Raw genomic sequence first — 25,103 nt, 5'->3', positions numbered from 1 at the left:
TGCTTCCGGATCTGCTTCCGTCCCGTCGCTTTCGCCGGCCTTGCCGGCCCCTTGGGCCTCGCCGCGTCCGGCGTTCTCGGTCGGGGCTTGGGGTCCTCCGGGGCTTCCGGGGCCTTCGGGGCCTCCGGGGCCTTCGGGGCCGGTGCCGTCGCTCTCGGCGTCCTCGGGCTTGACCTCTTCGGGTGTGACCGTTGCCTCCGTTTCCCCGTTCACCGCCGCTGGTTTGCTGGCTCCGTCCGGTGCGTCGGAGCGGCGGGAGCCGGAGCGCGAGCGGGTACGGGACCGGGTCGCGGCAATCTTCGGTGACGTGGGCGCGGGCGCGGATGCGAGTGCGGGGTCGGCGGGGCCGGGTGCCGGGCCTGGGCCGGGTGGGGAGGGGGCTGCGGTGGCCGGGGGTGACCCGCCGCCTCCGGGGCACGGTCCGCCGCCTCCTGGGGGCGATCCACCGGGGCCGCGACGACGCGAACGGGTGTGGCCGGCCCTACGCGAACGGCTGCCGCTCTGGGTGCAGTTACGGTGCGGCGCCGACCCGAAGACGCTCGCCGCCCTGGTGCTGGTGCTCGTGCTGGCACTGGGATGGGCCGTACAGCACTTCTGGGCCGGCCGCCCCGAACCGGTACGGGCCCCGGCGGCCGAACGGCCCGCGGCGTCCGGACCCGCGCCGCACCCGCCGGCGCTGCCGTCGTCGTCCGCCGCCGCCATGGCGCACGGACCGTCGGGCGGCGCGGGCCGGCAACTGGTCGTCGATGTCACGGGCAAGGTCCGGCACCCGGGCATTCACCGGATGCCGCCGGGGTCGCGGGTGATCGATGCGCTGCGGGCCGCCGGCGGGGTGCTGCGGGGAGCGAGCACCGGTGGGCTGAACCGGGCACGCCTGCTGACCGACGGCGAACAGATCGTGGTCGGCGCGGCCGGTGGCGCAGCGGGTAGCGGGGGCGCTGCCGGGCCCGCCGGCCCGGGGGCATCCGGGCCGGGAAGCGGGTCGCCAGGGGCCGGAGGCGGCCCGGCCGGACCGGTCAGCCTCAGCACGGCGACCGAGCAGCAGCTCGATTCGCTTCCCGGAGTGGGGCCCGTCCTGGCCCGGCACATCGTCGAATTCCGTACCCGGCACGGCGGGTTCACCTCGGTGGACCAGCTCCGTCAGGTGACCGGCATCGGTGACCGCCGCTTCGCCGATCTGCGCCCCCTGGTTCAGCCGTGACCGGTCTCCGCGCCACCGTGCACGCCACGGCGTCGTCGTCGCACGGGGCCTCGGACCCGCATCAAGAGGGCCCGGCCGATCTGCGGCTGGTCGCGCCCGCGCTGGCCGCCTGGGCGGGGGCGGTGATCGGCCTGGGCGCCCCCGGCGGGGCAGCGGCGGTGGTCTGCGGTGCGGCCGTGGCGCTCGCGCTGTGCGCATGGCGGATGGCTGTGGTCCGGCGCGGGGCGGAGGGCGCCCCGGAGCGGGCCGGGCTGCCCTCCGCCGGGTCCGAGGCGGGAGCTGCCCGCCGAGGGCCGGGGCCGCTCCGGCCGCGCTCTCCCCGCGGCTGGTCCGCCGGGGCGTTCGTGGCCCTGGCCGGGGTGCTGCTGTGTGGTGCGGCGGGGGTCGCGACCGCGGCGCTGCATGCGTCGGATGTGCGCCGCGGACCCTTGCCGGCCTTGGCGGAGCGCTACGCGGGACTCACGGCAGAGCTGGAGGTGAGTGGTGATCCACGACTGACCCGCCCCAAGGTGCGAGGCTCCCAACGGACGCCCCCGGTACTGGTGTTCACGGCCAATGCCGTCCGGGTCACGGCACCGGGCGGTGCGGTCACCACCGTACGCACCCCGGTGCTGGTGGTCGTACAGCAGCGTGGAAGGGGAGACGAAGCGCACGGCCCCGGGGCGCGCGAGAGCCTGTCGTCGGCGTGGCGCGGGCTGCTGCCGTCGACACGCATCCAGGTGATGGCGCGCGCCGCGCCACCGCTCTCGCCGGCCGACCAGGTTGCCGCCGTGCTCCGGGTCACCACCGAGGCGCCACCGGTCAAGGTCGGTGCCCCGTCCCCCTTGCAAAGGCTGGCAGGGCACCTGCGTGCCGGGCTGCGCGAGGCCACCGACGGGCTGCGCCCCGATGCCCGCGCCCTGCTGCCCGGCCTCGTGGTGGGTGACACCTCACGTGTGCCGCCGGATCTCGACGACGCCTTCCGTGCCACCGACCTCACCCATCTGCTGGCCGTCTCCGGCAGCAATCTGACGATTGTGCTCGCCCTGCTGATCGGGCCGCCCCACCTCGCGACGCGCGCCGAGCGCCGCGGGCTGGCACCACGCCTGGGACTGTCGCTGCGTGGCACGGCTGTCATCGGCGGTGCCCTCGTCCTGGCCTTCGTCGTGGTCTGCCGCCCGGACCCGAGCGTGCTGCGGGCCGCCGCCTGCGGCCTGATCACACTGCTGGCCATTGGCACCGGCCGCCGTCGCTCGCTGCTCCCCGCCCTCGCCGCCGCGGTGCTGCTGCTGCTCCTCTACGACCCTTGGCTCGCCCGTAGTTATGGCTTTCTGCTGTCCGTCCTGGCGACCGGCGCACTGCTGCTGCTCGCGCCACGCTGGAGTGCCGCCCTCCAACGGCGCCGCGTACCGCCCCGGATCGCCGAGGTGATCGCCGCCGCGGCGGCTGCCCAGGCGGTCTGTGCACCGGTGGTCGCCGTGCTGGCGGCCCGGGTGGGCCTGGTCGCGGTGCCCTGCAATCTGCTGGCGGAAGTGGCCGTGGCACCCGCGACGGTGCTGGGCTTCGCGGCCCTCGCCGCCGCCCCGGTCGCGTTGCCGGCCGCGCAGGTGCTGTCGTGGTGTGCGGGCTGGCCGGCCGAATGGATCGCCGACGTCGCCCGTACGGGGGCGACGCTGCCGGGGGCGGAGTTCGACTGGCCGGGCGGCTGGGGCGGCGGGTTGGTGCTGGCGGCTGCCCTGGTGGCCCTGGTACCGGTCGTCCGCGGAGTGCTGCGCCGTCCCTGGCTGTGTGTGCTGTGCGTGCTGGCAATGATCTTGGCGGTGTGCCGCCCCGCCCCGTTCACCCGCGTCCTCACCGGATGGCCGCCGCCGGGATGGCGGGCCGTGGTGTGTGACGTGGGGCAGGGCGACGGCCTGGTGCTGGCAGCCGGGGACGGTACGGCGCTGGTGGTGGATACCGGCCCCGAGCCCCGGGCCATCGACCGCTGCCTCACCGACCTGGGTATCCGCCGTATCCCGCTCCTGGTCCTGACGCATTTCCACGCCGACCATGTGGACGGGCTCCCGGGGGCGCTCCGCGGCCGTGCGGTCGGTGCGATCGAGACCACGACGCTGCAAGACCCTCCGGGTCAGGTGCAGTTCGTACGCACCGCGGCAGCGGCGGCACGGGTGCCGGTCATCCGCGCCGCACCCGGGGAGCGGCGCCACCTGGGCCCCCTCACCTGGGAGGTCCTTTGGCCACCGGCTCCCCCCGCTGCCCCCGGCCCCTCCAGCCCCTCTGGCCCCTCTGGCCCCTCCGGCCCCGACGATCCCACCGGCCAACCGGTCGGTGCCGACGACCTCGACGGCCCCAATGACGCCAGCGTCACCCTGCTCGTCCGTACGGGCGGCCTGTCCCTCCTGCTGTTGGGTGACCTCGAACCACCCGCGCAGCGCGCACTGCTGGCGGCCCACCCGGAGCTGGGCGGCGTCGATGTCCTGAAGGTGGCGCACCACGGCTCCGCCTATCAGGACCCGCCGCTGATGCATCGGCTGGCGCCGCGCCTGGCGCTGATCTCCTGCGGTACCGGCAATCCGTACGGCCATCCGGCGCCCCGCACCATCGCGGCGCTGCGCGCCCAGGGCGCCCGGGTGCTGCGCACGGACACCGACGGAGCCATCGCGATCCTGGGCACCACGGCCAGGCTGTCGGCGACGGTCAACGGCCACCGGAGCAAGGCCGGTCCGGTCCCCGGCCGGAGAACCCGGTCCCGCCCGGTAACGCACCGGAGAGCCCCGGCACGTCCAGGCGGCGGCGGTCCACCCGGCGGCCGTCTGCCCCGCGGAGGTCCATCCGGTGTCCGCCTGCCCGGCCGCCGTCGATCCGGTGGCTATCGGCCCCGCCCCCGAATACACGGCCTTCCGGGGGCCGCCACGCCTCAGGAGTCCGCGCCCGCGCCGGACCGCGACCCCTCCCTGCCCCTCCCCGAACCCAGCCCTGCCCCTCCCCGAACCCAGCAATGAAGCCACGTGGGCGGCGGCAGCGGAGAAGGCCGTGCAGGCGGCGGCCGGTGGGGCATGGCGGTGCACGAGGCCATGGGGTGAGCAGGTGGCGCAGGCCGGGCGTAGCGCGAATGCTGCTGAATCCGGATCTGTAGGATCCGGGGCATGAGGACGAGGACTCACCCCTGATGGACACTGCTGCTGCCGACGCCTACCTCGACCGGATCGGTGCCGTCCGCGCCGCGGCCCCGGACGCCGAGGCGCTGCGTGCGCTGCACCTCAGCCATCTGCGGACCGTCCCCTTCGAAAACCTCTCCATCCACCTCGGCGAAGAGATCGTGCTCGCGGAGCAGCCGCTGCTGGACAAGATCGTCCGCGCCCGGCGGGGCGGCTTCTGTTACGAACTCAACGGCGCTTTCGCGCTGCTCCTGGGCGCGCTCGGCTATGAGGTCGAGGTGCTTTCCGCCCGCGTGTTCGGCGCCGACGGGCCCGGAATCCCGTACGACCACCTCGCGCTGCGTGTACAGACGCCGAGCGGGCCATGGCTGGCGGACGTCGGCTTCGGCAGGCACAGCCACTTTCCGCTGCGCTGGGACAGCCGCGCCGAGCAGGCCGATCCCGGTGGGGTGTTCCGGATCGAGGAGACGCGGGAGGGAGACCTCGATGTCCTGAGGGACGGCGACCCGCAGTACCGCCTCGAACAACGACCGCGCGCCTATGCGGACTTCGAGGCCGGCTGCTGGTGGCACCGGACCTCGCCCAAGTCGCACTTCACCCGGTCCCTGGTGTGTTCACGGCTGACCGAGAGCGGTCGGGTCACGCTCTCCGGTCGTACGCTCGTGACCACCGGGGCGGATGGTGCACGGGACGAGCGCGAGCTGGGCGAGGGAGAAGTCCTCGCCGCCTACCGGGAACACTTCGGGATCGTTCTGGAGCGGGAGCCCCGGGTCGGAGCGGTGCGGGTGCCCGGAGGCAGCGGCACTTAGGCGCGCGGCCCCCGCGGGCCCTGGGCCCCACGGTCTCCGGCCCCACGGCCCCTGGCCGACACGGGCCCTGTCGTTACTCGGCCTCGCGCCAGCCCTCGTACTCCGCAGCGAGGTCGTGCAGCCGCGCCGGGTCGTGGGCGGCGTCCGGGTCTTCGACCACCACCAGCCACTGGGCGTCCTCGGCGTCGTCCTCACCGGCCAGGGCGTCCCGTACGAGCTGGGGATCCTCGGCGACACCGAAGCGTTCGGTCAGGGCCTCGGCCACCTCCTCCGCGGCATCGCGGTCGGGCAGTACCAGGACGTGCCGGAGGTGCGGTGGGTGTGGGGCAGCATCATTCACCCGGCCATTGTCCGACATGGCGATGGCGCCACTGTCAGGCAGGGGCCGAGAGCGGCCCGGCGCAGGCACCGGAGCGGGGTCAGGGCCGGGGCGTCAGAGCGGACCGGGCCGGGCCGGGGTGTCAGTGGGGCGTGGGATGCTGGACGCGATGGCCAGGAAGACAGCTCAAGACGACCCGCTCGCCCCCGTCACGATCGCGGTGGGCCAGGAAGACCTGCTGCTGGATCGCGCGGTGCAGCAGGTGGTGGCGGCTGCCCGGGCGGCCGATGCGGACACCGATGTGCGCGACCTCACTCCCGATCAGCTCCAGCCCGGCACCTTGGCCGAGCTGACCAGCCCCTCGCTCTTCGCCGAGCGCAAGGTCGTCGTGGTACGCGCCGCCCAGGACCTTTCCGCGGACACCATCAAGGACGTCAAGGCGTATCTCGGTTCGCCCGCAGAGGAGATCACGCTGGTGCTGCTGCACGCCGGCGGCGCCAAGGGGAAGGGGCTGCTGGACGCCGCCCGCAAGGCCGGGGCGCGGGAAGTGGCCTGTCCCAAGATGACCAAGCCGGCCGACCGGCTGGCCTTTGTGCGGGGCGAGTTCCGTGCGACCGGGCGGTCGGCGACGCCCGAGGCCTGCCAGTCGCTGGTCGACGCCATCGGCAGCGACCTGCGTGAGCTGGCCTCGGCCTGTTCGCAGCTGGCCGCCGATGTCGAGGGCACCATCGACGAGGCCGTCGTCGCGCGCTACTACACGGGCCGGGCCGAGGCATCGAGCTTCACCGTCGCGGACCGTGCCGTCGAGGGCCGGGCCGCCGAGGCGCTGGAGGCACTGCGCTGGTCCCTCGCCACCGGCGTCGCCCCCGTCATGATCACCAGCGCGCTCGCTCAAGGCGTCCGCGCCATCGGCAAACTGGCCTCCGCCCCGCGCGGCGCCCGCCCCGGCGACCTCGCCCGCGAACTGGGGATGCCGCCCTGGAAGATCGACCGGGTACGGCAGCAGATGCGCGGTTGGTCGGCGGACGGCGTGGCCACGGCGCTGCGCGCGGTGGCAGCGGCCGACGCGGGGGTGAAGGGCGGCGGGGACGATCCGGCCTACGCCCTGGAGAAGGCCGTCGTGGCAATCGCCCGGGCGGCCCGTTCGCGGTGACAGCCGGCTCCTCGCTGTGGGCGAGGGCGTTCAGCAGCGCGATCAGATTCAGTGCGGTGCCGGCGGCGGCGATGGCGTCGGGGCCGGCACCGGCGTCGGTATGGGCGTCGGCGTCCGCGTTGGTGTCGGCGTCCGCGTTGGTGTCGGCATTGGCGTCGGCGTCGGCCCGTGGGCAGGCCAGACCTTCACCGAAGAAGGTCGTCGGCGTGATCAGCGCCCTGGGCGCAGCCGCCTGAGAGTTTCCGTCGCGCTGCTCTTCAGCATCGTGGCCACGTCGGTGGCGGTCGGCTGCTTGCCGCTGTCGCTGCCACTGCCGCTGCTCGCCGTATAGCTCGACCACGTCGACTGGTACGTCATCCAGCCGTCCCGGACGCCGAGGATCACATACGAGCTGCTGCTCGTGCTGCTGTCGTCCTTCCGGGTCACCAGATAGGCCTCGTCGCCGAGTCCCGGTACGGCCTCGACCCTGTAGCCGACCGAGGTGTCCTGCTTCTCGTACGAGCGGTAGCCGTCGGCGAATTCCCGCGTCGGGTCGGTCTGCTTGTGCAGCGTGGCGGTGTTGTAGAGCCAGGTGGAGGAGTAGGCGGAGGTGCTTGCGCCGTCCTGCTCGAACGAGATGTTGCACGTCATCGTGTCCAGCGACTTCAGCTGGGCGCCGCTGTGCTGCGGATTGGCGTCCTTCGAGGCCGTTCCGGTGCTCACCTTGGTCTTGTAGCGGGCGTCCTCGAAGGGGGCCATCGCGGTGTCCGCACAGAGATCGCTCGTGTAGGCGTAGCCCGCGAGGTCGGGGCTGGGCTCGGAGGAGAAGCCCCCGGTGGCGAACAACAGCGAGGCCCAGATCGCGGACGCGGCGACCACCCCGCCGACGGCCCAGAGCCAGCCGGACATGCCACGGCCCGCGCCCCCGGGTGTGTCGACGGATGCCCCCGCGGGTGGCCGTGTGGGCGGTGCGGGTACGCCGGGCGCGGGATAGCCGTATCCGCCGGTCTGCCCCGGAGGTATGGCCTGCTGTGGGTAGGGAATCTCCGGTGCGTGGGGATTCCGCGGTGCGTAGGGATTTTGCTGTGCGGGCACCGGATTCTGGGGTGCGGGCACCTGGCCGTATGGGTTCGGCTGCGGTTGGGCGTACGGATTGTTCTGGTCCCCCGAAAAAGACATGGACGCAGCGTAGCGGACCCCGCGGAAAGCGAACCCGGTTCTGCGGCACCGGAATTTCCCCCGTGGTGAGCGGACCGAAATGCTGCCCATCCGCCCCCATCCGTAAGCTCACCCCGCCTTCGCCCCTGCCGCGAGCCGGGTAACTGCCGCCTCAACTGCCCCAAAGCGATATCCCCGCAACAATGGCGCCGCAGTAATGCAGCAATCGCACAGCAGCAATCACGCGGCAGCAATGGCCCCACAGCAATGGCCCCACAGCCGGAGCCCGGCGAGGGAACACCGCAACACATTCCGCCGTCCACGCCTCTTCGCAACAGAACCCCACAAGAACCCCCGCGAAAGAACCACGTGAAAGAACCCCCGTGAAAGAACCCCCGTGAAAGAACCCCAGTAAAGACCCCCGAAGAAACCTCGAAAGAGAACTCCACAACGGAGGCCCCACGAGAAAGCCCCGCACCAAAAGCCCCCACCACCACCGAACGAAAGAAAGCCCCGCCTCACCCCCGGGGAAGGGGTGAGGCGGGGCCTCCATATCAAGCTGTTGCGGCCTGGTCGGCGGAGTGCGCCGAGTGGGCCGGGTGTGCCGCACCCGCGTGGCGAACGCAGGCCGTGTGCGGCACGGTGGTGCATCGGTCAGGGAGCGGAGAGAGGGGCCGCTGGGTCCCTGCCGACAAGGGTGCTTCGGGTACTGCGGGTGGAGGAAGATCAGGCCTGGACCGGCCGGTGACCTCCTCCGGAGGAAGATCAGGCCTTGAGGGACGCGACCTTCTTCGCCAGCGCCGACTTCTTGTTGGCGGCGGCGTTCTTGTGGATGACACCCTTGCTGACGGCCTTGTCGAGCTTCTTGGCAGCCGCGGCCTGGGCGGTGGCGGCCTTCTGCAGGTCACCGGCCTCCACGGCCTCGCGGGTGCGACGGATCGCGGTCTTCAGAGTGGACTTGACAGCCTTGTTGCGCTGACGAGCCTTCTCGTTGGTCTTGATCCGCTTCATCTGGGACTTGATGTTCGCCACGAAAGAGCCTTTTCAGGTTCGTTGGAGTTTCGAGTGGCGCCTCGTACGAGAGAGGGCACGAAGCGCAGTGGACCAGGCTACCAGCAGGGTCTACGGCCACCCAAACCGGGCCGCTGCCCTCGCCCGAACCGGACCGGGCCCCTCGGTCATGGGACCATGGGGGAGACGTCATATACCCGAGTCCCGCCTACCCGCGTTCACTGAATGGACCCTGCGTGCCCGCGACCCCTACGAACGTGCCGGAGCCGAGCCGTACCGATCCGGCCCTCCTCCGTAACTTCTGCATCATCGCGCACATCGACCATGGCAAGTCGACGCTCGCCGACCGGATGCTCCAGATCACCGGTGTCGTCGACCAGCGGCAGATGCGCGCGCAGTACCTCGACCGCATGGACATCGAGCGCGAGCGTGGCATCACGATCAAGTCCCAGGCGGTCCGGCTGCCCTGGGACCCCACCGAGGGTGAAGAGGGAAGTGGGACGACCCACATCCTGAACATGATCGACACCCCGGGCCACGTCGACTTCACCTACGAGGTGTCGCGCTCGCTCGCCGCGTGCGAGGGCTGCATCCTCCTCGTCGACGCCGCACAGGGCATCGAGGCCCAGACCCTCGCCAACCTCTACCTGGCGATGGAGCACGACCTCACGATCATCCCCGTCCTCAACAAGATCGACCTGCCGGCCGCCCAGCCGGAGAAGTTCGCCGCCGAGCTGGCCAATCTGGTCGGCTGCGAGCCCGAGGACGTGCTGCGGGTCTCCGCCAAGACCGGCGTCGGCGTGGCCGAGCTGCTGGACAAGGTCGTCCGCGAGGTGCCGGCCCCGGTCGGCGTCAAGGACGCCCCCGCCCGCGCGATGATCTTCGACTCGGTCTACGACGCCTACCGCGGTGTCGTGACCTACGTGAAGGTCGTCGACGGCACGCTCGGCAAACGCGAGCGCATCAGGATGATGTCGACCGGCGCCGCTCACGAGCTGCTGGAGATCGGCACGAACTCACCCGAGATGAAGGCGGCCGACGGGCTCTCCGTCGGTGAGGTGGGCTACCTGATCACCGGCGTGAAGGACGTCCGGCAGTCCAAGGTGGGTGACACGATCACCCAGCTGAACAAGGGAGCCGAGGAGCCGCTGGGCGGCTACAAGGACCCCAAGCCGATGGTGTTCTCAGGGCTGTATCCGCTGGACGGCTCGGACTACCCCGAGCTGCGCGACGCCCTCGACAAGCTGCAGCTCAACGATGCCGCGCTGGTCTACGAGCCCGAGACCTCCGCGGCCCTGGGCTTCGGTTTCCGCGTCGGCTTCCTGGGCCTGCTGCACCTGGAGGTCATCCGCGAGCGCCTGGAGCGCGAGTTCGGCCTCGATCTGATCGCCACCGCACCCAACGTGGTCTACCGCGTCGACATGGAGGACGGGGCCGAGCACGAGGTCACCAACCCGAGCGAGTTCCCGACCGGCAAGATCGACAAGGTGCACGAGCCGGTCGTCCGGGCCACGATCCTGGCGCCCAGCGAGTTCATCGGCGCGATCATGGAGCTGTGCCAGAACCGCCGCGGCAACCTCCTCGGCATGGACTACCTCTCCGAGGACCGGGTCGAGATCCGCTACACCCTCCCGCTCGCCGAGGTCGTCTTCGACTTCTTCGACCAGCTCAAGTCCAAGACCCGCGGCTACGCCTCGCTGGACTACGAGCCCACCGGCGAGCAGATCGCCGACCTGGTGAAGGTCGACATCCTGCTGCACGGCGACAAGGTCGACGCGTTCTCCGCGATCTGCCACAAGGACAAGGCGTACGCGTACGGCGTGCGGCTGGTCGCCAAGCTGCGGGAGCTGATCCCGCGGCAGAGCTTCGAGGTGCCGATCCAGGCCGCCATCGGCAGCCGGGTCATCGCCCGTGAGACGGTCCGCGCCATCCGCAAGGACGTCCTCGCCAAGTGCTACGGCGGTGACATCTCCCGTAAGCGGAAGCTGCTGGAGAAGCAGAAGGAAGGCAAGAAGCGGATGAAGATGGTCGGCAGCGTGGAGGTCCCGCAGGAGGCCTTCATCGCGGTGCTGTCCTCGGACTCCGACGGCGACGCGAAGTCGAAGAAGTAGGAAGAGCAAGCGGAAGAAGGCGGAAGGCAGGGCGCGGGTCCCCGGGCAGGGGGGTCGGTGCCCTGTCGGCTTTCCTCCGGAGCACGGCTGCCGGCCGGTCCGGTTCCCGGTCCCCGGCGCTCCGCTGCGGACGCGCGCCGCGGCCCCTATCGGACATTGCGCGTGCTACGTACACCTATCGCACCGGTCACATCCTTAACCAGTCGGTCGTAGCCTCTTACGCGTCGGCGCCTCGCGCTCTAGTCTGATCACTGCTCAAAGGTTACTCGCGAGTCACCAGCATCGAAGCGGGCCCCGGAGGACGCCGTGACGGACACCCACACGCTGATCGAAAACCGGCCGCCTTCGGTGGCGCACCTCTTCCTGGAGCGGGTCGCGGCCACGCCCGATATCGAGGCCTATCGCTATCCCGTCCCGGCCTCGGGACCGGGACCGGACGACTGGAAGTCGATCAGCTGGGCGCAGGCCGCGGAACGGGTCTACGCCGTGGCCGCCGGGCTCATGGCGCTCGGCATACTGCCCGAGGAGCGGGTGGCGCTGGCCGCCGGTACCCGCGTCGAGTGGATCCTCGCCGACCTCGGCGTGCTCTGCTCCGGCGCCGCCACCACCACGGTCTACCCCAGCACCAACGCCGAGGAGACCGCCTACATCCTGGCCGACTCCGGCAGCCGGGTGCTGATCGCGGAGGACGCCGGACAGCTCGCCAAGGCGCGCGAGCGGCGCGCCGAGCTGCCCGAGCTGGCGCATGTCGTCGTCATCGACGAGGCGGGCGCGGAGCCCGCCGAGGGCGATCCGGAGGGCTGGGTGCTCACCCTGGCCGAGCTGGAGAAGCGCGGCACCGCCTATCTGGAGGACCACCCGGACTGCGTCAGGGAGCGGGTCGCCGCACTGCGCGCCGACCAGCTGGCCACGCTGATCTACACCTCCGGGACCACCGGCCGCCCCAAGGGCGTACAGCTCCCGCACGACTGCTGGGCGTACATGGCGCGGGCGATCCCGGCCACCGGCATGGTCACCGAGGAGGACGTGCAGTACCTCTGGCTGCCGCTGGCGCACGTCTTCGGCAAGGTGCTCACCGCGGGCCAGATCGCGGCCGGCCATGTGATCGCCGTGGACGGCCGGGTCGACAAGATCATCGAGAATCTGCCGGTCGTCCGGCCCACGTACATGGCGGCGGTGCCGCGGATCTTCGAAAAGGTCTACAACGGTGTCGCGGCCAAGGCCCGGCAGGGCGGCGGCGCCAAGTACAAGATCTTCCAGTGGGCGGCGGAGGTGGCCCGCGAGTACGCCAAGGTCTCGCAGGACAACTTCCGCCGCACCGGCAACGCCTCGGTGCCGTTCGCGCTCGCCGCCAAGCACCGGATCGCCGATGCCCTCGTCTACGCCAAGCTGCGGGAGGCGTTCGGCGGCCGGCTGCGCGCCGCGGTCTCCGGCTCGGCCGCGCTCTCCCCGGAGATCGGCTACTTCTTCTCCGGCGCCGGTATCCACATCCTGGAGGGCTACGGCCTGACGGAGTCCAGCGCCGCCAGCTTCGTCAACCCCGGCGAGGCCTACCGCACCGGCACGGTCGGCAAGCCGCTGCCCGGCACCGAAGTGCGGATCGCCGAGGACGGCGAGATCCTGCTGCGCGGCCCCGGCATCATGCAGGGCTACCACGGCCTGCCGGACAAGACCGCCGAGGTGCTGGAGGAGGACGGCTGGTTCCACACCGGTGACATCGGCGAACTCTCCCCGGACGGCTATCTGCGGATCACCGACCGCAAGAAGGACCTGATCAAGACCTCGGGCGGCAAGTACATCGCGCCCGCCGAGGTCGAGGGCCAGTTCAAGGCGGTCTGCCCGTTCGTCTCCAATGTGCTGGTGCACGGCGCCAACCGGAACTTCTGCACCGCCCTGATCGCCCTCGACGAGCCGACGATCATGACCTGGGCCAAGGAGCACGGCCTGGAGGGCAAGACGTACGCCGAGGTCGTCGCGACCGAGCAGGCCCGCGAGCTGATCGACGGCTATGTCGAGCGGGTCAACGAGGGGCTGCAGCGCTGGCAGCAGATCCGCAAGTTCCGGCTGCTGCCGCGTGACCTGGACATCGAGCACGGCGAGGTGACCCCCAGCCTCAAGGTCAAGCGGCCGGTGGTGGAGCGGGTGTTCAAGGACCTGCTCGACGAGATGTACGCGGGGACGCGCGAGGCGTAGCCGCAAGGAGGACACGGCGGTACGGGGCGGGTCGGCGCGTTCCGTACCGCCGCGCTCGTACGGGCCGGCGGGTCGCGGTGGCGGGGCGTCGCGCTCGTACGGGACGGCGCGTTCTCGCCCGTACGGGGGTGTCGCATGCCGCCGCGCCCGTACGGGTGAAGACGGCGGCCGGCGGGAACCGTGGCCGCCGCCGGGGGCCTTCCTGCAGGTACCCCCGGGCGCCGCTTGGTGCGCGTCGGCCAACTCCCTCGGCGCGTCAGCCGAATTGGACGCCGTGACCACCCACTTCTGTGACTCCGTGCTTATGGCTGCGCTCGTTCTGTCACTCTGTCGTTGGCGCATCCGGCGCTGTAGCGGAGCTGGTCGGGAGTTGCTCAATGCGGACGACAACTTCGTCGCCACGGGACGACGGTGTCACGGCGACGCGCATGGCGAGGGCGGGCGGGTCCCGTGGCGGACCCGCGGCCGGGCCTGCCGAGGGGGCCGCGGCCCGTTCCCGGTGGGCCAGTCTGCCCGGTGATCCGCAGGCCGCTGCCGCCGCCCGCCGCTTCGTCCGGGCCGCCTTCGCCGACTGGGCCGACCAGGGGCTGGCCGGCGCGGAGAGCCTGACCGGCCGGCTCGCGGACGAAGCGGTGCTGCTGGTCAGCGAGTTGGTGACGAACGCGGTGGTGCACGCGGGCACCACCGTCGAGCTGCGCTGCCGCCTGGAGCCGGAGCGGGAGCCGGGCGCGGAATCCTCGGGGAGCCGGAGCGGGGAGCCCCATGAGGGCCGGAGCGGGGAGTCCCGCGGGAGCCGGAGCGGGCAGCCGTACCCGGCGCCGCTCGCGTACGCCCCCGGCGCGGGCCTCGACGGCACACCCGGCACCGGCCTCGTCATCGAGGTCTCCGACCACCACCCCGCCCAGCCGGTCCGCGCCCACGAGGACAGCGCCGCCTCCGAGAACGGCGGCCACGGCCTCCAGCTGATCAGCGCCGTCGCCGAATCCTGGGGCATCACCTACCGCCGGGCCATGAAGACCGTCTGGTTCCGGCTGCCCGTCGGCGCCCGCGACGGCGCCGGGCCCGAGCCGGAGCTCGCCTTCGACGGCCAGCTGCTGCGGCACGGGCTGCGGGCCGCCGAGCTCCTGGCCCCGGCGCCGCGCCGCTCCGCCCGGCCCGACCACGACGCCGGCTGGGTCGACAACGGCGCTCTCTCCTTCCTCGCCGAGGCCTCCGACCTGCTCTCCGGCCAGCTCGACGCCGATCAGGTCGCCTCGCTCGCCGCCCAGTTGATCGTGCCGCGGCTCGCCGAATGGTGCGCGGTGTGGCTCTACGACGGCGACAGCGGCGCCCCCGGCCGGGGCATCGCCGCCGACGGCGAGGAACAGCGGCTCGCCCGCGTCTGGCACGCCTCCGAGAGCCGGATCGACGCGCTGCGCACGGCGCTGGAGAAGCAGCCGCCGGAGCTGCCGGACGGCGCCGCGCCCAGCGGTGCGCCCGGCGCGGTCCCCTGGCCCTGGCCGTACGAACCGGGCGGCTACGGGCCGGGCGGCGCCGCGCTCGCCTGCCCCCTGGTCGCGGGAGGCCGCCGCCTCGGCACCCTGCTGCTCGGCCGGAGCGGGCTGCTGCGCTTCCCCGACGAGGTGGTCGGGCTGATCGAGGACCTGGGCCGCCGGGTCGCCCGCGCCGTCGCCACCGCCCGCGCCTACAGCCGCCAGGAGCGCATCAGCCAGGTCCTGCAGCGCCGGCTGCTGCCGCGCGGGCGGGCGCAGGTGCCCGGCGTGGAGTCGGCGGTGGTCTACGAACCGCGCGAGGGTGCCTGGGCGGGCGGTGACTTCTGGGACCTCTTCGACGCCGGGGACGGCCGCTGGTGCTTCGCCCTCGGCGACGTCTGCGGCAGCGGCCCCGAGGCGGCCGCGGTGACCGGGCTGGCCCGCCCGGTGCTGCGGCTGCTGGCCCGGGACGGCTTCGGGGTGGCCGCGGTGCTCGACCGGCTCAACAAGACCATGGCGCGGGAGGCCGCCGACTCGGTCGCGGCGGTCGCGGCGGCGGTGGCGGCGGCCGGTGCCGGTGCGGAGGCCCCGGTCGAGATCCGCGAGGAGGGCGAACAGGCCCGCTTCCTGTCCCTGCTCTACGGCGAGATCGTCCCGTACCCCGGCGGCTCCGGCGGCGCCCGCTGCACCCTCGCCAGCGCCGGCCACCCGCTGCCGCTGGTGCTGGGCACGGACGGCCGGGTCCGGGTCGTCGCGGCGCCGCAGATGCTGCTGGGAGTGGTGGAGGACGCCGCGTACGTCAGCGAATCGTTCGACCTCTGCCCGGGTGAAACGCTTCTGTGCGTCACCGATGGGGTGACCGAGCGGCGCTCGGGAAGGCGGCTCTTCGACGACGAGGACGGTCTGGCCCTCACCCTCGCCGCGGGCGCCGGCCTGGGCGCCACCGCCCTCGCCGACCACATCCGCAACACCGTCCACGCCTTCGGCCCGGTCCCGCCCGACGACGACCTGGCCCTGCTGGTCCTCCAGGCGGCCGGGCCGGGGGAGCCATAGGCCCGAGGCGGCGTAGGCCGGGGGAGTCATAGGCCCGGGGTGCCGTAGGCCGGGGGGCGGCGCAGTTCCGGGGTGCCGTAGGGCACACCGCGCCGGGACCGCCACCGCCCCGCCATGACGGACAATGGTTCCCATGCCTTCCGCACTGCCCGATGGTGAGCCGATGCCCGAGGACGGGGCGCTGCCCGGTCATACGCCGGCGGCCGCCGCCGGCCGGCCCCTGGGCTTCTATCTGCATGTGCCGTACTGCGCGACCCGCTGCGGCTACTGCGACTTCAACACCTACACCGCGAGCGAGCTGCGCGGCTCCGGCGGCGCCCTGGCCTCCCGCGACAACTACGCCGACACCGTCGTGGACGAGATCCGGCTGGCCCGCAAGGTCCTGGGCGAGGACCCGCGCCCCGTCGAGACGGTCTTCGTCGGCGGCGGCACCCCGACCCTGCTGCCCGCGGCGGATCTCGGCCGGATGCTGGCCGCGATCCGCGAGGAGTTCGGCCTGGCGCCGGGCGCGGAGATCACCACCGAGGCCAATCCGGAGTCCGTCGACCCCCGCTACCTCGACGGGCTGCTCGCGGGCGGCTTCAACCGGGTCTCCTTCGGCATGCAGAGCGCCCGGCAGCACGTCCTGAAGATCCTCGACCGCACCCACACCCCCGGCCGCCCCGAGGCCTGCGTCGCCGAGGCCCGCGCGGCCGGCTTCGATCACGTCAACCTCGACCTGATCTACGGCACCCCCGGTGAGACCGACGACGACTGGCGGGCCTCCCTCGACGCCGCGCTCGGGGCCGGCCCCGACCATGTCTCCGCCTACGCCCTGATCGTCGAGGAGGGCACCCAGCTGGCCCGCCGGATCCGCCGCGGCGAGGTCCCGATGACCGACGACGACGTCCACGCCGACCGCTACCTCATCGCCGACGAACGCCTCGCCGCGGCCGGTTACCGCTGGTACGAGGTCTCCAACTGGGCCACCACCGACGCCGCCCGCTGCCGCCACAACGAGCTGTACTGGACCGGCGCCGACTGGTGGGGCGCAGGCCCCGGCGCCCACAGCCACGTCGGCGGCGTCCGCTGGTGGAACGTCAAACACCCCGGCGCCTACGCCCAGGCCCTTACCGAAGGCCGCTCCCCGGGCGCCGGCCGCGAACTCCTGACGGACGAGGACCGCCGGGTCGAACGCATCCTCCTGGAACTGCGCCTGGCGGACGGCTGCCCCCTGGACATCCTCGCCCCGGCGGGCGCGCGTGCGGCGGCCCGCACACTGGCCGACGGCCTGCTGGAGCCCGGCCCGTACGAGGCGGGCCGCGCCGTCCTGACCCTCCGGGGGCGGCTGCTGGCGGATGCGGTGGTGCGGGATCTGGTGGACTGAGATGCCGCTGTGCTCGAATGAGTGAACCAATGCGAGCCCGGTGCCTGCCTGCCTACGCTCTCCCTAGGCTGCTGCCAAATGCACGCGGCGTGATGTGGAGGACCACGGAGATGACCGCTGTGGATGACCGACCGACCACGGGCAACGTGGATATCGAGCCGACCACGAGCAACATGGTGAAGTTCTTCGAGAGCCTGGAGGTTCCCGAGGACTTCAAGGTGGAGCTTCTGCGGGGGGAAATCGTGATGATGGCGGGGCCGGATCTGGTCCACAACCGGATCGTGCTGAGGGTTCTGCGTCAGATTCCGGACCAGAAGTGGGACTGTCTCCAGACCCAGGACATCGATCTGCTGAGCGAGACCAGTGAGCCCCAGCCTGACCTCGTCGTGTTGGAGCGCGATGCGGGGCCGGAGTCGGGTCGGCTGCTGCCGGCCCAGTTGATCACGATGCTGGTCGAGGTCGTCTCCAAGAACAGCGTTGACCGTGATTACGGCGTCAAGCGCTCGATCTACGCGGCGGGAGGGATTCCCGCCTACCTCGTCGTCGACCCCATCATGGCTCAATGTGTCCTGTTCACCGAGCCTGTCGGCAGCGGTGAGGATGCTGACTACCGGGCTCAGCGGATCGGTAAATTCGGCGAATCCGTGCCGTTGGCGCTGCTCGACGTCGACTTGGACACCAGCGAATTCGGCACCCTCCCCAACGTCAGGCCGCACCGCCGGCCGTGACGAAGTCGATCAGCTCCTCCACCCGCCCCAGCAGCGCCGGCTCCAGGTCCTTGTAGGAGCGCACGCAGGACAGGATGCGCTGCCAGGCGGCGCCCGTGTTCTCCGGCCAGCCCAGCGCCCGGCACACCCCGGTCTTCCAGTCCTGCCCGTGCGGAACGGACGGCCAGGCCGCGATCCCGACCGAGGACGGCTTCACCGCCTCCCAGATGTCGATGTAGGGGTGGCCCACCACCAGCGCATGGTCCCCGGTCACCCCGGCCGCGATGCGCGACTCCTTCGAGCCGGGCACGAGGTGGTCGACGAGGACGCCGAGGCGGGCGTCCGGGCCGGGGGCGAAGCCGCGGACGATCGTCGGCAGGTCGTCGATGCCCTCCAGGTACTCCACGACCACGCCCTCGATGCGCAGGTCGTCGCCCCACACCCGCTCCACCAGCTCGGCGTCGTGCCGGCCCTCCACATAGATGCGCCCGGCGCGGGCGACCCGTGCGCGGGCGCCGGGCACGGCGAGTGATCCCGATGCCGTACGCGCCGGCGCGGTGGCCGCCGGCCGGTCATGGGGGCGTACGAGCGTGACCACCCGCCCCTCCAGGAGGAAGCCGCGTGGCTCCATGGGGAAGACCCGGTGCTTGCCGAAGCGGTCCTCCAGGGTGACCGTCGGGCCCTGTGCCGTCTTCTCGCAGCGGATCACGGCGCCGCAGAAGCCCGAGGTGACCTCCTCGACGACCAGATCGGGCTCGGCCGGCACCTCGGGCGCGGGCCGCTGCTTCTTCCACGGTGGGGTGAGGTCGGGGCTGTAGCGCTTGCTCTGCATCGGGTGGGCCTGTTCCGTCGGGGAGGGCGGGCGGTGGTGTGTGGAGGCCGGAAGCGGTGGTGTCGAGACCGGAAAGGGGCGGCGGGCCGGCGGGCAGTGGTCAGGAAGGCGCCACGCCGAAGCGGGCCGCCAGGGCGTCGCGTTGGGCGCGGACGAAGCGGGCGTCCACCACGGCGCCATGGCCGGGAACGTACCGTGCCTCCTCGCCGCCGAGGGCCAGCAGCCGGTCCAGCGCGCCGGGCCACTGCCGCGGCAGAGCGTCGGGGCCCGCCTGGGGCTCGCCGGACTCCTCGACCAGATCGCCGCAGAAGACGATCTCCGGCTCGCCGCCCCGGCCCGGTACCAGGACCGCCAGATCGTGGGCGGTGTGCCCGGGGCCGACGTTGGCGAGCAGCACCTGCCGGTCGCCCAGCTCGACGGTCAGCTGGCCGTGCACCTGGTGGTGCGGGGCGACGAGCAGATCGGCGGCCTCCGCGGCGGCGTCCCGCGCGACACCGTGCCGGATCGCGTCGTGCCGCAGCTCGTCCTTGCCGCGGCGCAGCAGCTCGCCCAGGCCGGCCGCCCCGAACACCGCGACGCCCGCGAAGGCGGCGGTGCCCAGCACATGATCGAAGTGGGGGTGGGTGAGCGCGATATGCGTCACGTCCCGGCCCAGCACCCCGCGGATCGTCCGGCGCAGCTCCGCACCGTCGCGCAGGGTCGCGCCGGTGTCGACGACGATGACCCCGGTGCTCCCCGCGATCACCCCGACCGTCTCGTCCCAGCCCGGCATCCGGCGCCTGGCGACGCCGTCACCGAGTCGTTCCCAACCGGCCTCTTCCCAAGCTGTACGCATACCGAGACGCTAGCGCCATCGCGATAGCGTTGCCCGACAGATCGGCCGAACACGGTCATCCGGCGAGCACTCCGCGCGCCCGCCCTTGCCGCGCCCGTGCTACCCGGCCGTACACTGGCTCAAGGTCTGGCACTCGGCCCGTGTGAGTGCCAGGAGAAACGAAGCGGCGGACGGCCGGACTGGAGGTGCGCGGGATGCTCAGTGAACGCAGGCTGGAGGTGCTGCGCGCCATCGTCCAGGACTACGTCGGGACGGAGGAGCCGGTCGGCTCCAAGGCGCTCACCGAACGCCACCGGCTCGGGGTCTCCCCGGCCACCGTCCGCAACGACATGGCGGTCCTGGAGGACGAGGGGTTCATCGCCCAGCCGCACACCAGCGCCGGGCGGATCCCGACCGACAAGGGCTACCGCCTGTTCGTCGACAAGCTGGCCGGCGTCAAGCCGCTGTCCAGCCCGGAGCGGCGGGCGATCCAGAACTTCCTGGACGGCGCCGTCGACCTCGACGACGTGGTGGGCCGCACGGTCCGGCTGCTGGCGCAGCTGACCCGGCAGGTCGCCGTCGTGCAGTACCCGTCCCTGACCCGGTCCACGGTCCGGCACGTCGAGCTGCTGGCCCTGGCCCCGGCCCGGCTGATGCTCGTACTGATCACGGACACCGGCCGGGTCGAGCAGCGGCTCATCGACTGCCAGGAACCGTTCGGCGAAACCTCCCTGGCGGATCTGCGGGCCCGGCTCAACAGCCGGGTCGTCGGCCGCCGGTTCGCGGATGTGCCGCAGTTGGTGCAGGATCTTCCGGAGTCCTTCGAGCAGGACGACCGCGGCACGGTCTCGACAGTGCTGTCGGTGTTGCTGGAAACTCTGGTGGAGGAGACCGAAGAGCGCCTGATGATCGGCGGCACCGCCAATCTCACGCGCTTCGGGCACGATTTCCCCCTGACCATCCGGCCGGTGCTGGAGGCCCTTGAGGAGCATGTGGTGATGCTCAAGCTGCTCGGGGAGGCCAAGGACTCGGGCATGACCGTACGCATCGGGCATGAGAATGCCCATGAAGGCCTGGCGTCCACATCGGTCGTCACGGTCGGCTACGGTTCGGGCGACGAGGCAGTCGCCAAACTCGGCGTGGTCGGACCGACCCGCATGGACTACCCCGGAACGATGGGAGCGGTACGCGCAGTGGCACGTTACGTCGGACAAATCCTCGCGGAGTCGTAAGTGGCCACGGATTACTACTCGGTCCTCGGCATCGGCCGCGACGCCTCGCAGGACCAGATCAAGAAGGCCTTCCGCCGGCTGGCGCGCGAGCTGCACCCGGACGTGAACCCGGATCCGAAGACCCAGGAGCGGTTCAAGGAGATCAACGCCGCTTACGAGGTGCTGTCGGACCCGCAGAAGAAGCAGGTCTACGACCTCGGCGGGGACCCCCTCTCGCAGGCCGGCGGCGGCCAGGGCGCGGGCGGCTTCGGCGCGGGCTTCGGCAACTTCTCCGACATCATGGACGCCTTCTTCGGCACTGCGTCGCAGCGCGGACCGCGCTCGCGCACCCGCCGTGGCCAGGACGCCATGATCCGGCTCGACATCGAGCTGAACGAAGCCGCCTTCGGCACCACCAAGGACATCCAGGTCGACACCGCCGTCGTCTGTACGACCTGCAGCGGTGAGGGCGCGGCCCCCGGCACCTCGGCGCAGACCTGCGACATGTGCCGCGGCCGCGGTGAGGTCTCCCAGGTCACCCGGTCCTTCCTCGGCCAGGTCATGACGTCCAGGCCGTGCCCGCAGTGCCAGGGCTTCGGCACGGTCGTGCCGACGCCGTGCCACGAGTGCGCCGGCGACGGCCGGATCCGCTCGCGCCGCACGCTCACCGTCAAGATCCCGGCCGGTGTCGACAACGGCACCCGCATCCAGCTCGCGGGCGAGGGCGAGGTCGGCCCCGGCGGCGGCCCCGCCGGTGATCTCTATGTGGAGATCCACGAGGTGGCGCATCCGGTCTTCCAGCGGCGCGGCGACGATCTGCACTGCACGGTCACCATCCCGATGACGGCGGCGGCGCTGGGCACGAAGTGCCCGCTGGAGACGCTGGACGGGGTGGAGGAGATCGATGTCCGGCCCGGTACCCAGTCCGGCCAGTCGATTCCGCTGCACCAGCGCGGCGTGACGCATCTGCGCGGCGGCGGCCGGGGCGATCTCATCGTCCACGTCGAGGTGATGACGCCGTCCAAGCTCGACGCCGACCAGGAGGACCTGCTGCGGCGGCTGGCCAAGCTCCGCGGGGAGGAGCGGCCCACGGGGCAGTTCCAGCCGGGGCAGCAGGGTCTCTTCTCGCGTCTGAAGGATGCGTTCAACGGGCGATAGCCCCAGGTGAGCCCGGGGGCCGGAGCCGTTCCCCGGGCGGCGCTGCGGCCTCGGACCCGGTTCGGAACGGCGCGGTGGGCGTGACACGATGTGCTCATGCCCACCGCACTGACCGATCTCTGCCGCCATCCGATCGTGCAGGCCCCGATGGCGGGAGGCGGCTCCGGACCCGAGCTGGCCGCCGCCGTCTGCGGGGCCGGCGGTCTCGGCTTCCTCGCCGCCGGCTACAAAACCGCCGACGGCATGTACCAGGAGATCAAACAGCTGCGGTCGCTGACCGACCGGCCCTTCGGCGTCAACCTCTTCATGCCGCAGCCCTCGCTGGCCGACGGCTCCGTCGTCGAGGCCTACCGCGAACAACTCGCGGGCGAGGCCGCCTGGTACGAGACCGAGCTCGGTGACACCGACGGACCCATCGACGACGGCTACGAGGCCAAGCTCGCGACCCTGCGGGACGATCCGGTGCCGGTGGTGTCCTTCACCTTCGGCTGCCCCTCGCGCGCCGTCCTCGACTCCTTCGCCGCGGTCGGCACGTACACGGTCGTCACGGTCACCACCGCCGCCGAGGCGCAGGCCGCCCAGTGGTCGGGCGCCGACGCGGTGTGTGTGCAGGGCGTGGAGGCCGGCGGCCACCAGGGCACCCACCGGGACGATCCGCATGCGGACGGGACCGGCTCGGGGCTGGGGCTGCTGGCGCTGCTCGGCCAGGTCCGTGAGGCCGTGCAGATCCCGGTGATCGCCGCGGGCGGGCTGATGCGCGGGGCGCAGATCGCGTCGGTGCTGGCCGCCGGGGCGAGCATGGCGCAGCTGGGCACCGCTTTCCTCGCCACCCCCGAATCGGGCGCCAACCCGCTGCACAAGCAGGCGCTGACCAACCCGCTGTTCACGCATACCGAGCTGACCCGGGCGTTCTCCGGGCGGCCCGCCCGCGGACTGGTCAACCGCTTCCTGCGCGAGCACGGCCCGTACGCCCCGGCCGCCTACCCCGCCGTCCACTACCTCACCTCCACGGTGCGCAAGGCCGCGGCCAAGGCGGGCGACGCGCAGGGCATGAGCCTGTGGGCCGGACAGGGGCACCGGCTGGCGCGGGAGCTGCCCGCCGGGCAGCTCGTGGACGTACTGGCGGTCGAACTGGACGCGGCGCGCGCCGCGTTGAGCCGCCCGCGCGCCGGCGGTGCCGCATGACCGCTCCGGTGTTCCTCGTCGATTCGCTCGCGGACGTACGGGCCGGCGGCACGCTGACCCTGGACGGCCCCGAGGGCCGGCACGCGGTGTCGGTGCGCCGGCTGCGGGCCGGTGAGGAGGTCGTCCTGACGGACGGCCACGGCACCGGCGCGCACGGCACGGTCGCCGCCGTCGAGGGCAAGGACCGGCTCACCGTCGCGGTCGCTGAACTGCGCACCGAGGCGTCGCCGGAGCCCACCATCACCGTCGTCCAGGCGCTCCCCAAGGGCGACCGCGGCGAGCTGGCCGTCGAGACGATGACCGAGACCGGTGTGGACGCCATCGTGCCCTGGGCGGCGGCGCGTTGCGTCACCCAGTGGAAGGGCGAGCGGGCCGCCAAATCGCTGGGCAAATGGCGTGCCACGGCCCGTGAGGCGGGCAAGCAGTCGCGCCGGCTGACCTTCCCCGAGGTCGCGGACCCGCTGACCACCAAGCAGGTGGCCACCCTGCTCGCCGACGCCGACTTCGCGGCCGTCCTCCACGAGGAGGGCAGCTCCCCGCTCGCCACCGCCGAACTCCCCGCCGAGGGCCGGATCGTGCTCGTCGTCGGGCCGGAAGGCGGGGTCTCCCCGGAGGAGCTGTCCCTCTTCGCCGAGGCGGGCGCCAGGCCCTACCGCTTGGGGACGACCGTGCTGCGCACCTCCACGGCGGGCACCGCGGCCACGGCGCTGCTGCTGGGGCGCACGGGGCGCTGGAGCTAGGGGGGCTCCCCCTAGGGAGACGCGGTCCCCGTCCGGGTCCTCGGGGTGACGGGCGCTCCCGTGCGGTGTGCGGCCCGGCCGGCGCGGGGACCGCGCGGCGGGGGGTGGGGTGGGCGCCCCGGTACGGCCTGCCCGGTAGCATCCGAGGCCGTGCGCACCGTGCGCAGGACGGATGACCCGGGAGGAGCCACCGGTGGCGGGAGAACCGCAGGCCGACTGCCTGTTCTGCAAGATCGTGGCGAAGGAGGTTCCGGCGACGATCGTCCGGGAGACCGACACCACCGTCGCGTTCCGCGACATCAATCCCCAGGCGCCCACCCACGTCCTGGTGATCCCCAAGGTGCACTACCCGGACGCGGCGAGCCTGGCCGCCGCCGAACCGCAGATCATCGCCGACATACTGCGCGAGTCCCGCGAGATCGCCGCCGAGGACAAGGTCGAGGACCGGGGCTACCGGGTCGTCTTCAACACCGGCGCCGGAGCGGGCCAGACCGTCTTCCACGCCCACCTGCACGTGCTCGGTGGCCGCGGCCTGCAGTGGCCCCCCGGATAACGCACCGTGTCCGTACGTGAATTGGTGGTCCTCGGCACCGCGAGCCAGGTCCCCACGCGGCACCGCAACCACAACGGCTACCTGCTGCGGTGGGACGGCCAGGGGCTGCTCTTCGACCCCGGCGAGGGAACGCAGCGGCAGATGCTGCGCGCCGGGGTCGCCGCCCACGACCTCCACCGGATCTGCGTCACGCACTTCCACGGCGACCACTCGCTCGGCCTGGCCGGGGTGATCCAGCGGATCAACCTCGACCGGGTGCCGCACCCGGTCACCGCCCACTACCCGGCCAGTGGGGAGCACTTCTTCGACCGGCTGCGCTATGCCACCGCGTACCGGGAGACGGTCCGGCTGGTCCAGCGGCCGGTGGCCGTGGACGGGGAGCTGGAGCGCTCGGCGGCGTACGTCCTGGAGGCGCGCAAGCTCTCGCACCCGGTCGAGTCGTACGGCTACCGGCTCATCGAACCGGACGCGCGCCGGATGCTGCCGGAGCGGCTGGCGGCGCACGGCATCGCCGGACCGGACGTCGGGCGCCTGCAGCGGCTCGGCGAGCTGAACGGCGTCACCCTCGACGAGGTGAGCGAGCGGCGCCCCGGCCAGCGCTTCGCGTTCGTCATGGACACCCGGCTGTGCGACGGCGTCCATGCGCTCGCCGAGGGGGCGGACATGCTGGTGATCGAGTCGACGTTCCTGGACGAGGACGTCCGGCTGGCCACCGACCACGGACACCTGACCGCCGGGCAGGCGGCGCGGGTCGCGGCGTCGGCGGGGGTGCGGCACCTCGTGCTGACGCATTTCTCGCAGCGCTACGACGACCCCACCGAGTTCGAGCGGCAGGCCCGCGAGGCGGGCTTCACGGGCGAGCTGACCATCGCCAAGGACCTGATGCGGGTGCCGGTGCCCAAGCGGCGCTGAACGCCCGGCGGAGGTCCGTCCGCCGGGCG

The 25,103-nt window shown here is 72.4% G+C and carries 20 protein-coding genes; 15 read left to right on the top strand and 5 right to left on the bottom strand.

All coding sequences use genetic code 11. The features are described from left to right. Positions 1-469: 469 nt before the first annotated feature. The 3 genes from CFW40_RS11000 to CFW40_RS10990 all read left to right on the top strand — a co-directional run bounded on the left by CFW40_RS11000 (position 470) and on the right by CFW40_RS10990 (position 5,147). On the top strand, positions 470-1,201 hold the full coding sequence (locus CFW40_RS11000; RefSeq protein WP_256331511.1) for a ComEA family DNA-binding protein: 732 nt from the start codon (positions 470-472) through the stop codon (positions 1,199-1,201). A gap of 428 nt (positions 1,202-1,629) precedes the next feature. Beyond that, a complete protein-coding gene (locus CFW40_RS10995) occupies positions 1,630-4,182 on the top strand; it encodes a ComEC/Rec2 family competence protein (protein WP_373433768.1) in 2,553 nt (850 codons plus the stop codon). Positions 4,183-4,349: 167 nt separating this feature from the next. Next, positions 4,350-5,147: an arylamine N-acetyltransferase gene (locus CFW40_RS10990; RefSeq protein WP_088797618.1), complete on the top strand. Its 798-nt coding sequence runs from the start codon at positions 4,350-4,352 to the stop codon at positions 5,145-5,147. Positions 5,148-5,220: 73 nt separating this feature from the next. Here the strand turns inward: CFW40_RS10990 and CFW40_RS10985 are convergent, their stop codons facing one another. Further along, complete coding sequence (locus CFW40_RS10985; RefSeq protein ID WP_088797617.1) at positions 5,221-5,505, bottom strand: hypothetical protein; 285 nt, start codon at positions 5,503-5,505, stop codon at positions 5,221-5,223. Positions 5,506-5,635: 130 nt separating this feature from the next. On the opposite strand from CFW40_RS10985, the gene holA reads away from it, so the two are divergent. Then, positions 5,636-6,619: a DNA polymerase III subunit delta gene (gene holA / locus CFW40_RS10980; RefSeq protein ID WP_088802042.1), complete on the top strand. Its 984-nt coding sequence runs from the start codon at positions 5,636-5,638 to the stop codon at positions 6,617-6,619. A 210-nt stretch (positions 6,620-6,829) separates the two neighbouring features. Here the strand turns inward: holA and CFW40_RS10975 are convergent, their stop codons facing one another. Together CFW40_RS10975 and rpsT are read right to left on the bottom strand one after the other, a co-directional pair. Continuing rightward, entirely contained in the window at positions 6,830-7,507 is a 678-nt protein-coding gene (locus tag CFW40_RS10975; RefSeq protein WP_088797616.1) for a hypothetical protein, read from the bottom strand. A gap of 1,014 nt (positions 7,508-8,521) precedes the next feature. Continuing rightward, the gene (gene rpsT / locus CFW40_RS10970) at positions 8,522-8,788 is read right to left on the bottom strand and encodes a 30S ribosomal protein S20 (RefSeq protein ID WP_088797615.1); all 267 of its coding nucleotides are present in this window, start codon (positions 8,786-8,788) and stop codon (positions 8,522-8,524) included. 215 nt (positions 8,789-9,003) lie between these two features. Between rpsT and lepA the strand changes: the two genes are divergently transcribed. The 5 genes from lepA (at position 9,004) to CFW40_RS10945 (ending at position 17,690) form a co-directional block, all read left to right on the top strand. Then, positions 9,004-10,878: a translation elongation factor 4 gene (lepA, locus tag CFW40_RS10965; protein ID WP_088797614.1), complete on the top strand. Its 1,875-nt coding sequence runs from the start codon at positions 9,004-9,006 to the stop codon at positions 10,876-10,878. Positions 10,879-11,184: 306 nt separating this feature from the next. Next, complete coding sequence (locus CFW40_RS10960) at positions 11,185-13,071, top strand: long-chain fatty acid--CoA ligase (protein ID WP_088797613.1); 1,887 nt, start codon at positions 11,185-11,187, stop codon at positions 13,069-13,071. Between the two features lie 377 nt (positions 13,072-13,448). Continuing rightward, positions 13,449-15,596 carry an ATP-binding SpoIIE family protein phosphatase gene (locus CFW40_RS10955; RefSeq protein WP_088797612.1) on the top strand — a complete coding sequence of 716 codons (2,148 nt, stop codon included), beginning with the start codon at positions 13,449-13,451 and terminating at the stop codon, positions 15,594-15,596. A 133-nt stretch (positions 15,597-15,729) separates the two neighbouring features. Continuing rightward, on the top strand, positions 15,730-16,962 hold the full coding sequence (gene hemW, locus CFW40_RS10950; protein WP_088797611.1) for a radical SAM family heme chaperone HemW: 1,233 nt from the start codon (positions 15,730-15,732) through the stop codon (positions 16,960-16,962). A gap of 110 nt (positions 16,963-17,072) precedes the next feature. Continuing rightward, entirely contained in the window at positions 17,073-17,690 is a 618-nt protein-coding gene (locus CFW40_RS10945; RefSeq protein ID WP_088802041.1) for a Uma2 family endonuclease, read from the top strand. Here CFW40_RS10945 and CFW40_RS10940 read toward each other — a convergent pair. After that, a complete protein-coding gene (locus CFW40_RS10940) occupies positions 17,668-18,501 on the bottom strand; it encodes a DUF3097 domain-containing protein (RefSeq protein WP_088797610.1) in 834 nt (277 codons plus the stop codon). The genes CFW40_RS10945 and CFW40_RS10940 overlap by 23 nt on opposite strands. A gap of 100 nt (positions 18,502-18,601) precedes the next feature. After that, entirely contained in the window at positions 18,602-19,336 is a 735-nt protein-coding gene (locus CFW40_RS10935) for an MBL fold metallo-hydrolase (protein WP_088797609.1), read from the bottom strand. Between the two features lie 194 nt (positions 19,337-19,530). Here CFW40_RS10935 and hrcA point away from each other — a divergent pair, with 194 nt between their 5' ends. From hrcA to CFW40_RS10905, 6 genes are all read left to right on the top strand, one after another. Further along, positions 19,531-20,547 (top strand): heat-inducible transcriptional repressor HrcA, encoded by a 1,017-nt coding sequence (gene hrcA, locus CFW40_RS10930; RefSeq protein ID WP_088797608.1) that lies wholly within the window; start codon positions 19,531-19,533, stop codon positions 20,545-20,547. After that, entirely contained in the window at positions 20,548-21,684 is a 1,137-nt protein-coding gene (gene dnaJ, locus CFW40_RS10925) for a molecular chaperone DnaJ (protein ID WP_088797607.1), read from the top strand. A gap of 96 nt (positions 21,685-21,780) precedes the next feature. After that, positions 21,781-22,869 (top strand): nitronate monooxygenase, encoded by a 1,089-nt coding sequence (locus CFW40_RS10920; RefSeq protein WP_088797606.1) that lies wholly within the window; start codon positions 21,781-21,783, stop codon positions 22,867-22,869. Next, positions 22,866-23,609: a 16S rRNA (uracil(1498)-N(3))-methyltransferase gene (locus CFW40_RS10915; RefSeq protein ID WP_088797605.1), complete on the top strand. Its 744-nt coding sequence runs from the start codon at positions 22,866-22,868 to the stop codon at positions 23,607-23,609. Before CFW40_RS10920 ends, CFW40_RS10915 begins: the two co-directional genes overlap by 4 nt. Positions 23,610-23,802: 193 nt before the next feature. Next, positions 23,803-24,162 carry a histidine triad nucleotide-binding protein gene (locus CFW40_RS10910; RefSeq protein ID WP_088797604.1) on the top strand — a complete coding sequence of 120 codons (360 nt, stop codon included), beginning with the start codon at positions 23,803-23,805 and terminating at the stop codon, positions 24,160-24,162. Positions 24,163-24,168: 6 nt separating this feature from the next. Continuing rightward, positions 24,169-25,074: a ribonuclease Z gene (locus tag CFW40_RS10905; protein WP_088797603.1), complete on the top strand. Its 906-nt coding sequence runs from the start codon at positions 24,169-24,171 to the stop codon at positions 25,072-25,074. Positions 25,075-25,103 lie beyond the last annotated feature (29 nt).

This window comes from Streptomyces sp. 2114.4 (assembly GCF_900187385.1).
Lineage (GTDB): Bacteria > Actinomycetota > Actinomycetes > Streptomycetales > Streptomycetaceae > Streptomyces > Streptomyces mooreae.
The sequence above is the reverse complement of the archived record's forward strand: the minus strand, read 5'-3'. Positions and strand labels throughout refer to the sequence as shown.

Bases quoted from the DNA above. Each gene is read 5' to 3' on its own strand.
- CFW40_RS10990 (WP_088797618.1), top strand. From the start codon at position 4,350: ATGGACACTGCTGCTGCCGACGCCTACCTCGACCGGATCGGTGCCGTC.
- CFW40_RS10985 (WP_088797617.1), bottom strand. From the start codon at position 5,505: ATGTCGGACAATGGCCGGGTGAATGATGCTGCCCCACACCCACCGCAC.
- holA (WP_088802042.1), top strand. From the start codon at position 5,636: ATGGCCAGGAAGACAGCTCAAGACGACCCGCTCGCCCCCGTCACGATC.
- CFW40_RS10975 (WP_088797616.1), bottom strand. From the start codon at position 7,507: ATGTCCGGCTGGCTCTGGGCCGTCGGCGGGGTGGTCGCCGCGTCCGCG.
- CFW40_RS10955 (WP_088797612.1), top strand. From the start codon at position 13,449: ATGCGGACGACAACTTCGTCGCCACGGGACGACGGTGTCACGGCGACG.
- hemW (WP_088797611.1), top strand. From the start codon at position 15,730: ATGCCTTCCGCACTGCCCGATGGTGAGCCGATGCCCGAGGACGGGGCG.
- CFW40_RS10945 (WP_088802041.1), top strand. From the start codon at position 17,073: ATGACCGCTGTGGATGACCGACCGACCACGGGCAACGTGGATATCGAG.
- CFW40_RS10940 (WP_088797610.1), bottom strand. From the start codon at position 18,501: ATGCAGAGCAAGCGCTACAGCCCCGACCTCACCCCACCGTGGAAGAAG.
- CFW40_RS10935 (WP_088797609.1), bottom strand. From the start codon at position 19,336: ATGCGTACAGCTTGGGAAGAGGCCGGTTGGGAACGACTCGGTGACGGC.
- hrcA (WP_088797608.1), top strand. From the start codon at position 19,531: ATGCTCAGTGAACGCAGGCTGGAGGTGCTGCGCGCCATCGTCCAGGAC.
- CFW40_RS10920 (WP_088797606.1), top strand. From the start codon at position 21,781: ATGCCCACCGCACTGACCGATCTCTGCCGCCATCCGATCGTGCAGGCC.
- CFW40_RS10915 (WP_088797605.1), top strand. From the start codon at position 22,866: ATGACCGCTCCGGTGTTCCTCGTCGATTCGCTCGCGGACGTACGGGCC.